12 protein-coding genes are annotated in these 12,455 nt (G+C 45.5%); 8 read left to right on the top strand and 4 right to left on the bottom strand.

Going from position 1 to position 12,455, the window contains the following annotated elements; all coding sequences use genetic code 11:
* Positions 1 to 6 precede the first annotated feature (6 nt).
* Positions 7 to 840 carry an aldo/keto reductase gene (locus KNO71_RS15100; protein WP_078146482.1) on the bottom strand — a complete coding sequence of 278 codons (834 nt, stop codon included), beginning with the start codon at positions 838 to 840 and terminating at the stop codon, positions 7 to 9.
* 61 nt (positions 841 to 901) lie between these two features.
* On the bottom strand, positions 902 to 1,807 hold the full coding sequence (locus KNO71_RS15095) for an MBL fold metallo-hydrolase (RefSeq protein ID WP_240499792.1): 906 nt from the start codon (positions 1,805 to 1,807) through the stop codon (positions 902 to 904).
* A 367-nt stretch (positions 1,808 to 2,174) separates the two neighbouring features.
* Here KNO71_RS15095 and abc-f point away from each other — a divergent pair, with 367 nt between their 5' ends.
* Together abc-f and KNO71_RS15085 are read left to right on the top strand one after the other, a co-directional pair.
* Complete coding sequence (abc-f, locus tag KNO71_RS15090; RefSeq protein ID WP_214689280.1) at positions 2,175 to 3,872, top strand: ribosomal protection-like ABC-F family protein; 1,698 nt, start codon at positions 2,175 to 2,177, stop codon at positions 3,870 to 3,872.
* Positions 3,873 to 3,883: 11 nt separating this feature from the next.
* Complete coding sequence (locus tag KNO71_RS15085) at positions 3,884 to 4,648, top strand: hypothetical protein (protein WP_214689278.1); 765 nt, start codon at positions 3,884 to 3,886, stop codon at positions 4,646 to 4,648.
* A 319-nt stretch (positions 4,649 to 4,967) separates the two neighbouring features.
* Here the strand turns inward: KNO71_RS15085 and KNO71_RS15080 are convergent, their stop codons facing one another.
* Entirely contained in the window at positions 4,968 to 5,891 is a 924-nt protein-coding gene (locus KNO71_RS15080) for a cation diffusion facilitator family transporter (protein ID WP_211779439.1), read from the bottom strand.
* 23 nt (positions 5,892 to 5,914) lie between these two features.
* A complete protein-coding gene (locus tag KNO71_RS15075) occupies positions 5,915 to 6,229 on the bottom strand; it encodes an ArsR/SmtB family transcription factor (RefSeq protein WP_211779438.1) in 315 nt (104 codons plus the stop codon).
* A 220-nt stretch (positions 6,230 to 6,449) separates the two neighbouring features.
* On the opposite strand from KNO71_RS15075, the gene istA reads away from it, so the two are divergent.
* From istA to KNO71_RS15050, 6 genes are all read left to right on the top strand, one after another.
* Entirely contained in the window at positions 6,450 to 7,430 is a 981-nt protein-coding gene (gene istA, locus KNO71_RS17885) for an IS21 family transposase (RefSeq protein ID WP_333745423.1), read from the top strand.
* Between the two features lie 57 nt (positions 7,431 to 7,487).
* The gene (locus KNO71_RS17880; RefSeq protein ID WP_333745424.1) at positions 7,488 to 8,006 is read left to right on the top strand and encodes a hypothetical protein; all 519 of its coding nucleotides are present in this window, start codon (positions 7,488 to 7,490) and stop codon (positions 8,004 to 8,006) included.
* Positions 7,999 to 8,748 (top strand): IS21-like element helper ATPase IstB, encoded by a 750-nt coding sequence (istB, locus tag KNO71_RS15065; protein WP_214689272.1) that lies wholly within the window; start codon positions 7,999 to 8,001, stop codon positions 8,746 to 8,748. Before KNO71_RS17880 ends, istB begins: the two co-directional genes overlap by 8 nt.
* Positions 8,749 to 9,253: 505 nt before the next feature.
* Positions 9,254 to 11,179, top strand: coding sequence for a heavy metal translocating P-type ATPase (locus tag KNO71_RS15060; protein ID WP_214689264.1), 1,926 nt, complete (start codon positions 9,254 to 9,256; stop codon positions 11,177 to 11,179).
* 261 nt (positions 11,180 to 11,440) lie between these two features.
* On the top strand, positions 11,441 to 11,995 hold the full coding sequence (locus KNO71_RS15055) for a recombinase family protein (protein WP_211779434.1): 555 nt from the start codon (positions 11,441 to 11,443) through the stop codon (positions 11,993 to 11,995).
* Positions 11,996 to 12,040: 45 nt separating this feature from the next.
* Entirely contained in the window at positions 12,041 to 12,385 is a 345-nt protein-coding gene (locus tag KNO71_RS15050) for a helix-turn-helix domain containing protein (RefSeq protein WP_214689262.1), read from the top strand.
* The last annotated feature ends 70 nt before the right edge of the window (positions 12,386 to 12,455 follow it).

The raw sequence follows: 12,455 nt of genomic DNA, 5'->3' as shown, positions 1-12,455 counted from the left end.
CACTCCTCAGTAATGGATTTTATGCATCTCTTTCGGGTCGGACCCGGTCCGCTCGTCACGATTGAGCGCATCGATGGCCGCCATCTCTTCTTTCGTCAACGTGAAGTCGAATACCTGTATATTTTCTTTGATTCGACTCGGTGTGACGGATTTTGGGATGACGGCGACGCCGTTCTGTAAGTGCCAACGCAAAATGACTTGGGCCGGTGACTTGCCGTGAGCGTTCGCAATCTTGACGATCGTCTCATCTTCGAGCGCTTCGCGTCCTTTCATGAGTGGACTCCACGCTTGAATCTGGATGTCATATCGTTTGCAGAATGCAATCAGTTCTTTCTGAGACAAATATGGATGGATCTCGACCTGGTTCACGGCCGGGACAATCGAGCATGATTGAATGATTTGTTCCAAATGCTCGATTTCAAAGTTTGAGACTCCGATTGCTCGGACGCGTCCTTCTTCATACAACTGTTCGAGTGCTTTGTACGTTTCGACGAATTTACCGAAACGGGGCATCGGCCAGTGGATGAGGAACAAGTCGACATACTCGAGACCGAGCCGATCTAGGCTATCCTGAAACGCTTGGAGCGCCTCGTCGAATCCGTGAAACTCGTTCCAAAGCTTTGTCGTCACAAAGACGTCCTCCCGTGGGATGCCTGCTTCACGAAGCGCTTGTCCGACACTCTCTTCATTTTGATAAATCGCAGCCGTATCGATCAATCGATAGTCTGCATCGAGCGCAGCTTTGACCGTATCGACCGTCACCGCGCCATCTTCGACCTTATAGACACCGAGCCCGAGCATCGGCATCTTGACGTTATTATTCAACGTCGTCCATTCCATAAAAAATCCCTCCCTCTCGTCTATAACGTTACCGAAATTTTGGATGAAGGGAAAGTAAAAACTACAGACGGATGCTTTCCCCGTGCGCCTTGATCACAATTTGGTCACGGTCGAGTTTTGCGGCCGCGACGAGACGATGATACGGTTCCTCGACAGGCTCATAAGAAAGGACGAACGTATCCCAATGCATCGGGAAGAAACGCTTCGCTCCGCTCTCTTTGTACATCATCCAAGCCTGTTCCGGAGTACAGTGTGCTTCCTGGAACGAGTCCGGTTGATAGGCACCGATTGGGAAGAAGGCGAGGTCGATCGGTTCACGGTCGGCGAGTCCTTTGAAGGAGTCGGTATAGGCCGTGTCTCCTGCGAAGAGCATACGAATCCCTTTGTATTTGAGCAGGTATCCGTTGTACCCCATATGTTTGTCCCACGGGAAACGGTTGCCCCAATGCTTGACGGGAATGGCGCGGACATCGAGCCCGTTCGCAAGTGTCACTTTGTCATGTGGATGCAGTTCGAGCGTCTGCAGACTCGGGTATCGGCGCAACAGGCGGCTCGTCCCAGGAGCAGAGACGACAATCGTCTCGCGAGTGATGAGTCGCTTCAAACTTTTATGGTCAAAGTGGTCCATATGGGCATGGCTGAGTAGGATGACATCGACCGGGCCGACCTCCTCAATGGAGAGGGCCGGAGCGGTGTGACGTTTCATGCCGACTGTCAGCGGTCCGAGATGGACACCGATTCGTTTTGAGAAGACGGGGTCCGTTAAAATCTTGAGCCCATACCAATGAATGAGGACCGTCGAATGCCCGATCCACGTCGCCTGCACATGCGTCTCATCAATGGTTGTCAGTTCTGGACGTTCCGGCCATTTAAAGCGCGGACGGGGGAGCTGTCGTTTGAATCGTGTATAGAGAAACGTTCCGACGCTCGCCAAGACGGCACTCGGAACGAGGATGCGTCGACGCATCATGCATCACCTCACTGTTCGAATATACTGTCATCATATCGCGAGGACAGATGCACCGCATCCGCCTAAAGGAGTAGAAAAAATGGGAGATTGTGGGGTACACTCTTGCGAATCCGCTTTCAATTTGATAAGGTGGCAGTAACTTAGGAAAGAGAGGTACACCGTGCCATGAAAAATACACGTTCACTCCAACGATGAGACGAATCATCACTGTTCGCTTGAACAGTCACGGGTGAAGTGTGTCCAGTTTTTCAAATACGGGAAGCGCTCGTTTTCCTCTTTGAACGGATTCCTTCACACCACCGCTTTGAAGCGGATGGTGTTTTTTGTTTCATCGCGTATCGGATTCATAAGCGAGGTGAAACAGATGTTAGCAGTAAAACAAGTCCGGTTTGACTATGACCGGAAACCATTATTTGACGCGGTCTCGTTCGAGGTCGCGGCTGGAGAGCGTGCCGTATTATTCGGATTGAACGGGAGTGGGAAGACGACGCTCTTCCGACTCGTGACCCGGGAGTTGACCCCGCAAGCCGGGAAGATTGAATGTCTTGGCGAGGTCGGACTCGTCCGACAGACCATCGAATCGACAGACATGACCGTACTTGAGTGGACGATGCGCAGTGATCTTGAACGATATGCGCTCTATGAAGATGTTTCTTCTGGTGACGAGATGCGTGTCATGCGGTCCTATGAACGGGCGCTCGCACTCGATGTGTACAACTTGGAACAAGAGGCGACAAGAGCATTGACTCGACTTGGGCTGGAGGAGCACCTCTTTCGAAACATGAACGAGCTAAGTGGAGGCGAGAAGACGCGAGCTCAGCTCTCAACACTGACGATGAAGCAGGTGGACCTCGTCCTGCTCGACGAACCGACGAACCATCTCGATCTCGAGTCAATCGACTGGCTCACGAAGTGGTTGAATCAGTTCAAGGGGACGGTGCTCATCATCTCACACGACCGTCAACTGATGGATGATGTCGCAACGACCATTCTTGAACTGTCAGATGGCCGGGTCACACGATACCCGGGAAATTATACGGCGTATAAACATCAAAAAGAAGAAGAACGCGTGCGTGACGAGCGAGCACATGCTCGATACGAGAACCGAAAGGCAGAACTTCTCGAGATGATTGCCCAATATAAAGGGTGGCACTTAAAGGCGAAAGCGACAGCGAGTGTCCGCAGTCCGGGAGCGCAAAAAGGAGCGGCCAATCTCGCCGTCAAAATGAAGGCAAGAGAACAGAAGTTAAGGCAGCTCGAAGACAATCGTCCACAAAAACCAAAAGAGGAGAAACCCATCTCCGTCCGTTTTGCGGCGGATGAGCTCGAAGCGAAAACGTGGCTGACGTGTGAGGATGTGACGTTTGGATACGACAAGCCGTTCTATGAACCGTTTTCCTTCTCGATGAATAAAGGAGAGCGGATCTCGATTACCGGACCGAACGGAAGCGGAAAGACGACGTTATTAAACGTGCTGATCGGTGAACGATTACCACACTCGGGCGTGATCAAGCGACATCCTCGTCTGAAGATCGGATATTTCTCTCAAACGCTCGAGCGTCTCCCGGAGACCGGAACGTTACTTGAGGCGTTACTCGCCAATAGTGAGATCGGAGAGACGGAGGCGCGGACGTTGCTCGCTCACTTCTTGTTCCGGAGAGATGAAGTGCACCGACCGATTACCGAGGCGAGCATGGGAGAAAAGTGTCGAATCGCGTTTCTCATCTTGTACTTCTCGGATGCCCATCTGTTGGCATTAGATGAACCGACGAACTATTTAGATGTGGCGACACGCGAACAAATCGAGGCGGCGTTGTCCGTCTATCCGGGTGGATTATTGTTGATTTCCCACGACCGCTACTTTCATCGTCTGACTTCGCGCACGATTGAATTAGGAGAGCACATTGTCATACGTGAGAACGATGAGCGCGATGAACCGGTCGATGTCGAACAAATGGTCAGAACGATGGACGAATTGACAAAAGATGAATTGAAATTTTTTGATGAAGCAGGAAACCTCCTACCATTTGACGAAACGAGTGAAATGAATCGAATCGAGTAGGAGTGAAGAACATGAATGGAGGAAGATTGTCGCGTGCGACGACGCGGAAGCGTAAACGCGTGTTCCGCATCACGACGGCATTGGCACTAGTGCTCGCCTTGGTCGGGATCATCGCCTTCGCGGCACTGATTGACAAGAAGCAGGACTCGGCTTTACCGGAATCAGATGAGATTGCCACGGAAATGGTCGACTCCGAGTCGGAACAACCGGCTGATACTGATGCTGAGACGGAATCAGCAGATAAGATTTATATCGGGCAACCGTATACGAAAGTATACGCGGATGACCGGGTCACGGTCGTTTATGAAGCCGACTTGGGTGATCGATTTGAACGGTTGGAGACGGTAAGTGGGTTTGTGAAAGTGCAGTTGAACGAGCGGGTGACCGGCTGGGTAACAGAAGAAAGTGTGACGACAGAGGCGACAGCATTATCGGATGACGAGGTGATTGCCGCTTGGCAACAAGTTGTCCCGAACTCTTCAGAGTCTGTCCTTGACTGGATTGGGAAAGATCTCGAAACCGTCCGTGCGGAGCTTGGCAGTCCTTCTGCCGTTCAACGCGACCAAGTGAACGAGTATCATTTTTATGATGGATTCTTCCTCATGGTCCGGGACCAAAAAGTACGGGCCGTTGATTGGGACAAACAAGCCATCGCGACGCCAGACTTACAACCGACTCGCGAACAAGTGACCGGAATTTGGTTCGAGGGTGAGACGGTCCAATTGAAACTGTTCCCTTATAGCGGCGTCATGCGTGTCCGCTTGGAGCAAAAATGAGACAGAGCGGGGGAATTCATTCTCCCGTTTTTTTATCGTTTTTCATTCAAATGAACGTTTGAATGTTTGGTTAAAATGGAATAAGATAAACAGTAGAAGGAGGAGTCAGTTATGGGACATCATCATGATCACGACCACCATCATCATCATCATCATCATTCGACGAATCAGCGGGCACTCTTACTCGTGTAAATTGTAATTTTATTTTGCATTAAATTTAAGGGGTGCTTTGCACTAATAAATCGAGTAGGAGACTAGCCATTAATTGACTAGTCTCCTACTCGATTTAAAATAGTCCTTTTTTCAATATATAAATACTTTAACTGCCATAAGCATACCCTTTTTCCAGTTCGTCTTTACTTGTAGTTATTTCTATTGTGATATGATCCTTTACACCCGATGTATGGGCAAGCTCTGCAATTTCTTCTTTGATTTCCCTAGTCTTGTTTATATCGGAAGAGTCTATAAGAACCGTAACGATAAGGGCATTTTCTTCTCCGTCCAGTGACCAAATGTGAAAATGAGAGAGGTCCTTTACAGCAGGAATATTGTTAATGGAGTTCGCCAGGTTCTCTACGTTTACATTTTCCGGCGAACCGTTCAATAAAATTTTCATTGTACTGAAAAATTCAGGTACAGTTTTATAGAGGATATAGAGTGCTATCAAAATCGATAAGATTGGATCCAATCGATAAGCCTCGGTAAAGTTCATTACGATACTCACAACCAAGACCCCAATCCACCCTAATACATCTTCTAGCATATGCAGGTTCAACATGCCTTCGTTTTTAGATGACCCTTTGCTTAGAATCCAAGCCGCATATCCATTCAATCCAATAGCCACGAGTGAAAGCCAAAACATGCCACTGTAATTAACCGGTTGCGGATCAATCAAACGTGGGATACTTCGGTAAATCATAAAAAATGAGCCGCCGATCAGTACTACTCCAGTTATCAACGCCCCTAATAATGAAAAGCGGTTATAACCAAAAGTGAACTGTTCATCTTGCTGCTTTTCTGAGTACCCCTGGAAAAACCAAGCGAATCCAATAGAAATGGAATCTCCTAAATCATGAACGGCGTCGGACATAATTGACACACTATTGAAAAGAGACCCAAAGAAAAATTCAATCATGGAAAAAATAAAGTTGGTGAAAAAAGCAATTTTAATATTCTTATTCGGTTGATTTTGGTGCGAGTGATTTTCTTGTTTCTCTGACTTTGAAATTTTAAAAACCTCCATTTAGTTTTATACCTTATTAGCTTTTATTGTTCTTGTTCATTGATATGAGTTAAGACTTGTTCGAGAATACTGAAAACATGAAGATCATCAAGACTGTAAACCATGCTTTTCCCTTCTCTTCTTGCCTTCACTAAACGTGAATCTTTCAATATTTTTAGTTGGTGTGAAATCGCGGACTGTTCCATATCCAATGCAAGCACAATGTTTCCAACACTGAGTTCTTTTTTCTGTAAGAGAAAGAGAATCGACAAGCGTGTAGGGTCACTAATCACTTTGAATAATTTGCTTATTGATTGAATCTTCTCTTTATTGATTGGCGAAGATGTTGATGTATCCATATGCTCTTATTCCTCTCATATGATTTTCCGTTCATATATATAATACCACATGGGTAAAACTGATTACGGCCATTGAAATGTACCAGTCTTGTAATCTTATTTACCAAAGAGTGACGAACAATTTACCAAGCGATGCCAAACTCCCGACCACCCTTCATAATCCCTCACTATGATTAATGTGCACACCTTAGGTGTGACATTGTCACAGGGGAGGGTTTTTATGCTTCGTTATTCCGCCATCCTAAGATTTAAAGAGCAAGGACTCAGTCTCAGAAGCATCGCAGCTAGCACCGGCAACTCGCGTCAGAAGGTGACGGAAGTGATTGAACGGGCAACAGAAAAAGGCTTGACGGGGCCGTTCGATGATGACATGACCGACAAGTGGATCGAAGAGTTCTTATTCCCTGAGAAGACGCTTGAATCTTCAGGGAGGCACCCGATCGACTTTGACTATGTGCACAGGGAGTTGGCAAAGCCGAACGTCACCCTGTCTCTCCTGCATCATGAGTACGAGATGGAATGTCGCACAAACAAACGTATCCCTTACTCCTATCGGAGTTTTGTACGACATTACAGCGCTCACGCGAACAAACACAAGGCCACGCTCCGGATTCATCGCAAACCAGGAGAGGTGATGGAAGTCGACTGGGCCGGTTCAACCGCATTCATCATCGACCGGGACACCGGAGAAAAAATAAAGGCATACATATTCGTGGCGACATTGCCTTGTAGCCAGTTGTCTTATGCCGAGGCGAGCATCTCGATGGACCTGTCGGCATGGATCACGTGCCATAACCATGCCTACAACTATTTCGGTGGGAGTACCCAGATTCTCATCCCTGACAACCTGAAGACCGGTGTCACGAGGAACACTTCACGTGAACTCATTCTCAACCCGACATATCGGGAGCTGGCTGAACATTATGGGACGGTCGTCATGCCCGCGCGCGTGAGCGCACCCAAGGACAAACCGAGTGTCGAGGGCTCCGTCGGTGTCATCTCGACTTGGATCATCGCCGCCCTTCGGAACGTCCACTGTTTCAGCCTCGAGGAGCTGAACCGCGAGGTCCATGAAAAGCTGGAAGAGTTCAACCGTCGCCCGTTCACCCGGAAGCCCGGTAGCCGTTTCTCCGCATTCGAGGAGGAAGAGAGGTTCGCGTTGGTGCCATTACCGAAGCATTCGTACAAACAGTCGAGTTGACGGACCGCGAAAGTCCGGCCGGACTATCACATATCCATCGAGAGCATGTTTTACTCGGTGCCCTACGAATACATCAACTGTCAGGTCGAGGTGCGACTGACCGAACAATTGGTCGAGGTGTATTTCAACGAGATGCGGATCGCCTCACACAAACGCACAATCGGACGTTTCGGACAATTATCGACCAACCGCGACCACATGCCCGACAATCATAAGCTCTACGTCGACCAGACTCCGGAGAACGCAAAAGATTGGGCAAATGGGACAGGGCCAAACACCCTGACAGTGATTAACTTCCTTCTCGACTCTTCACAGACCGAACGTTTGGCGCTCCAATCCATCTTCTCGCTGAAAAAGCTGGAGCGACGTTATTCCAAATATGAGATTGAGCGTGCCTGTAAGATGATTGTCTCCATGACCAATAGACCGACGGTCAAAGGCATCCAGAGCATCCTGGCAAACAATAAGAAGAGCGACGCCGAGCAGGAGTTGAAACGCAAGACGGAAACTGCCAACAGTCACTATGGCTTCATGCGTGGTGCGGCATACTATGGGGGAGCCGATACAGATGAATGAGCAGACGATGGCCAAACTGATCGAGATGAAGATGAACGGGATGGCCGAGGCCTACGAGGAACAGTCATCCAACCGCGATTTCCAGCACCTGGACTTTGATGAACGATTGGCGCTACTCGTCGACTTCGAGCATTCCAGACGAAAGAACGGCAAGCTGCACCGGCTGATCCAGGCCGCCTCGTTCATCAATTCGAATGCCTGCATCGAGGACATCGAGTACCATGCCGACCGTCGGTTGAAAAAAGAACAGATCCTCAAGCTAGCCAGCGGTACTTACATCTTAGATGGCCACAACTTGATCCTGAAGGGACCGACGGGGTCAGGGAAGACCTATCTCGCGACCGCCTTCGGGGTCTCGGCCTGCCGCCAGTCGTTCAAGGTGCGATATATCCGTCTGCCTGAACTGTTGGACGAACTGACACTGGCGAAACTCGCAGCCGACGGGAGCTACCGACGACTCCTCAAAAAGTATACAAAAGTCGACCTACTCATCCTCGATGAGTGGCTATTGACCGACTTGACGACTGACGAGGCGACAATCCTCCTCGAAATTTCCGAGTCGCGGCATAAGACCGTCTCCACCATCTACTGTTCGCAGATCGACCCGAGCGGGTGGCATTCTCGATTAGGAAACGAAACCATCGCGGAAGCAATCCTCGACCGGATCATCCATGACTCCTATCAAATCATGATCGACGGTGAGATATCGATGAGGGAACGCCACGGTATATCAACACGCTGACGTCCGGGCCATCCAAGTGATGGCTCTTTTCTTCGCACTTGGTGGCTCAGTCGTACGCAATGGATGGCTTACAACACCGCAAACTCTTGTCCAACGGACTTTGAGTTAAAGCATGGTCAATGTCTGGCACTGATAGGTACTAATCGTGGCATTCGGTGGTACATAAGATGTCAGAGGCGGTAAAAACTCGTGGCCGTAATCAAAAACGATGCAAGTTTTTAGTTTATAGACTAAATTAAGACTTTTGTATTCATAATAGTAGTCCATTTGAACAAGAAGCATCTTGTCTTGACAAAGCTCATACAGTGAGTTAATATGATTTTGTAAACATATGATTTGTTATTCATATGTAAGACGTAAAGATTCCGATTTACATATGGGACAACTTAAAGGAGTCAGAGACAATGGAAATTACATGAATACTTCTCTTCTTTTAGTGGGAATTTGTGTGATTTAATAAGTAAATGAATGGAAATCAAAGGAATTATATAGGAAGGTGATAAAAATGGAAACTATCGAAGAACAACAATCTCAAGAAAAACATAATCACAACCACGACCATGACCATGATCACGGGAAAATGCCAATCGTTTTATACTTTATTGGTTTAGTATTAGCAGTGATCGCTCTATTTTTGAATGAAGATTATCAGTTGCTACAAAACATTTTATTTTCAATCGCTACCATCAGTGCGGGGTATCATGTCATTATTCTTGAAGGCCTTGGGGAAACAATTGAGAACACAAAAGCAAATAATAAGTTCACGCCTAATTCTCATATTTTAATGGGATTAGCGGCTATAGGAGCTTCAGCAATAGGGAATTTTTGGGAAGGAACGTTGTTGATTCTCATTTTTTCAGGCGCACATTTCCTGGAAGATTACGCTGAAGGAAGAAGTAAACGAGAAATCACGAAATTACTCGAAATGAATCCAACGACTGCTCGGTTAATTTTGCCTGATGGGAATACAAAGATTGTTGATGTCAGTGAATTAAAAGTGGGAGATCAACTTCAAGTATTGAATGGCGATCAAGTCCCCATTGATGGCGTCATTTTGTCAGGCTCTACGTCCATTGATGAGTCGTCTATTAATGGAGAAAGTATCCCAAAAGAGAAGTCCAAAGGAGACTACGTTTTCGGAAGTACAATCAATGGAACAGGTACTTTCACAATGGAAGTCACTAAAGAAAATAAAGATACAGTATTTTCAAAAATTTTACAGTTAGTAAACCAGAACCAAGACAACCAAACAAAAGCTGCGAGTATAATCCAAAAATTTGAACCGAAATACGTTACAGTTGTTTTAATTGCCATTCCGTTATTCATGTTATTGGCTCCTTTTCTCCTAGACTGGACATGGTCACAAAGTATCTATAGAGGATTGGTCCTTTTAGTGGCAGCTTCCCCCTGTGCTTTAGCAGCAGCTACTGTATCGGTAACTTTATCGACGACTTCTAACTTGGCCAAAAAAGGCGTCCTTTCAAAAGGTAGTTCTTACCTGTCTCAATTAGCCGATACTCAAGCCATTGCATTTGATAAGACCGGAACTTTGACCAAAGGAAAACCTGAAGTAACCAATTATTATTTTGCTGATTCCGTGAACGAAGAAAATATGATTGATATCGTGGTAGCTCTTGAAAAAGAATCCAATCACCCCTTAGCAGATGCCATTCTAAGAAAGTTTGAACAAAAAAATCAACTGACTATTGAAGTAGAAAATCAGATTGGTAAAGGGTTGACAGGAGATTACAACGGCAAAAATTATCGGATCGGAAAACCAACTTCATTTGACGAGGTTGCAAATGAATATATTCGTTTAAATAATGAGTGGGCATCAGAAGGTAAGACAGTCGTATATGTAGCAGAAGATGAGAATGTCATTGGACTTATAGCTCTCATGGACGTTCCAAGTGAACATGCAAAAGAAACTATTAAATACTTTAAAGAACAAGGCATACACACCACTCTAATCACTGGCGACTCAGAAATGACAGGAAAAGCAGTTGCTGAACAATTAGGAATAGATGAAGTAATCGCGAATGTCATGCCAGAAGATAAATCTCGAATTATAGACGAGCAAAAAGAGAAATACGGCGTAACAGCAATGGTGGGTGATGGTGTAAATGATGCCCCAGCCCTTGTGAATGCAAATGTAGGGATTGCCATGGGAGACGGAACCGATGTAGCAGTAGAGGTGTCTGATTTAGTTTTAATGCAGAATGACTTATCTAAATTGGTTAAAGCTCATGGAATTTCTTCTAAAATGAATCGTGTCATATGGCAAAACATCCTTTTTTCAATGGCAGTCGTAGCCTTTTTAGTTGTAGTGAGTTTATTAGGTCTAACAGATATAGCAATCAGTGTCACTATTCATGAAGGAAGTACGTTGGTCGTTATTCTGAATGGACTTCGTTTATTAAAATCTAATTAATTCTATCAAAACCCATAAATCTAGGGTATAGTAATAACTGTCTGAAGTTAATATGCCTTTAACGTTCTAAAAACGTTAGAGGCATATTTTTTATAAATTACTTTGTCTCAAAAACAATCGATTATGGGACGATTTTAAATAACAACTTTTATAGACTAGAAGAAGGGTTTTTTAGTGCCAAAACTTTGCTCTTTATCTACGTATCTTTACCCACCCTTTATGATACAATTGAGAAAATCAAAATAGAGAAGGAAGAGGATTATGAGTGGGTATATATATGGGTATGCAAGGGTAAGTACACGATCACAAGAATTGTCTCGTCAGTTGGATTTGCTCAATGAACATAACTGCAACGAAATACTGACCGAAAAAATGACGGGAACCAAAGCTAACCGTCCGCAATTAAATCGGCTGAAAGATAAATTGCGTCCAGATGATACAGTAATCGTGGAAAGCTTCTCTCGTTTGGGGCGCAGCACAAAAGATTTAATTGATCTTGTAAATTACTTTGAAGAACATAATGTAAAGTTGATCAGCTTAAAAGAGAATTTTGATACGGTCACTCCCCAAGGGCGACTTATGATGACTGTGTTTCAAGCATTTAGTCAATTTGAACGAGATTTGATTGTTGAACGCACAAAAGAAGGTTTAAAAAGTGCTCGAGCTAGAGGGCGAAAAGGCGGGCGTCCTCCTGTGAACCAACGAGATATTGAACGAGCAATAAAATTGTACGAAAGTGAGGAATATAGTGTGAAAGAAATTGTTGAGATGACAGGAATCAGCAAGTCAACGCTTTATCGTTACTTGGATAAATAAAAATTGACGATTAATTTTATTTAATCGTGGGAAAGAGGTGTTCTCATGAACCAAGAACTTCCTCCATTAACTTCATATTCAGAAGAACTACGACAAAATGCGATGGATAAATATCAAGTGATTGCCCCTTATCTTAAGCATGAAGAAAGTTTGAGTAATATTGCTGAAGAATCAGGGGTTCCAAAAAGAACTTTATACCATTGGGTAAATCAATATCAACAATCAGGGTTGAAAGGATTGATCCGAAGAAAGCGCTCGGATTCAGGAAGCTTTAAAGTAGAAGAAAATGTACAAGAAGAAATTAAAAAGCTTATATTTGAAAACAAAAAAAACACCTTAACTTCTATTCATCGGAAAGTCTGTAAAATTTGTGACGGTTTGTCAAATTAAGCGCAACACTTCCTCGGTGAATGCCTCGTGTGCTGTTCGCCAGCCGAGGCACTTCCTCGGCCGCCCGTTG

Source organism: Exiguobacterium sp. s163 (assembly GCF_018617135.1).
GTDB classification, from domain to species: domain Bacteria; phylum Bacillota; class Bacilli; order Exiguobacteriales; family Exiguobacteriaceae; genus Exiguobacterium; species Exiguobacterium profundum.
Note: the sequence above shows the minus strand (reverse complement) of the source record. Positions and strands in the feature narration are given on the sequence as shown.

Bases quoted from the DNA above. Each gene is read 5' to 3' on its own strand.
- KNO71_RS15095 (WP_240499792.1), bottom strand. From the start codon at position 1,807: ATGCGTCGACGCATCCTCGTTCCGAGTGCCGTCTTGGCGAGCGTCGGA.
- KNO71_RS15055 (WP_211779434.1), top strand. From the start codon at position 11,441: ATGAGTGGGTATATATATGGGTATGCAAGGGTAAGTACACGATCACAA.
- istB (WP_214689272.1), top strand. From the start codon at position 7,999: ATGAATGAGCAGACGATGGCCAAACTGATCGAGATGAAGATGAACGGG.
- KNO71_RS15050 (WP_214689262.1), top strand. From the start codon at position 12,041: ATGAACCAAGAACTTCCTCCATTAACTTCATATTCAGAAGAACTACGA.
- abc-f (WP_214689280.1), top strand. From the start codon at position 2,175: ATGTTAGCAGTAAAACAAGTCCGGTTTGACTATGACCGGAAACCATTA.
- KNO71_RS15100 (WP_078146482.1), bottom strand. From the start codon at position 840: ATGGAATGGACGACGTTGAATAATAACGTCAAGATGCCGATGCTCGGG.
- KNO71_RS15085 (WP_214689278.1), top strand. From the start codon at position 3,884: ATGAATGGAGGAAGATTGTCGCGTGCGACGACGCGGAAGCGTAAACGC.
- KNO71_RS15060 (WP_214689264.1), top strand. From the start codon at position 9,254: ATGGAAACTATCGAAGAACAACAATCTCAAGAAAAACATAATCACAAC.
- istA (WP_333745423.1), top strand. From the start codon at position 6,450: ATGCTTCGTTATTCCGCCATCCTAAGATTTAAAGAGCAAGGACTCAGT.
- KNO71_RS15080 (WP_211779439.1), bottom strand. From the start codon at position 5,891: ATGGAGGTTTTTAAAATTTCAAAGTCAGAGAAACAAGAAAATCACTCG.
- KNO71_RS15075 (WP_211779438.1), bottom strand. From the start codon at position 6,229: ATGGATACATCAACATCTTCGCCAATCAATAAAGAGAAGATTCAATCA.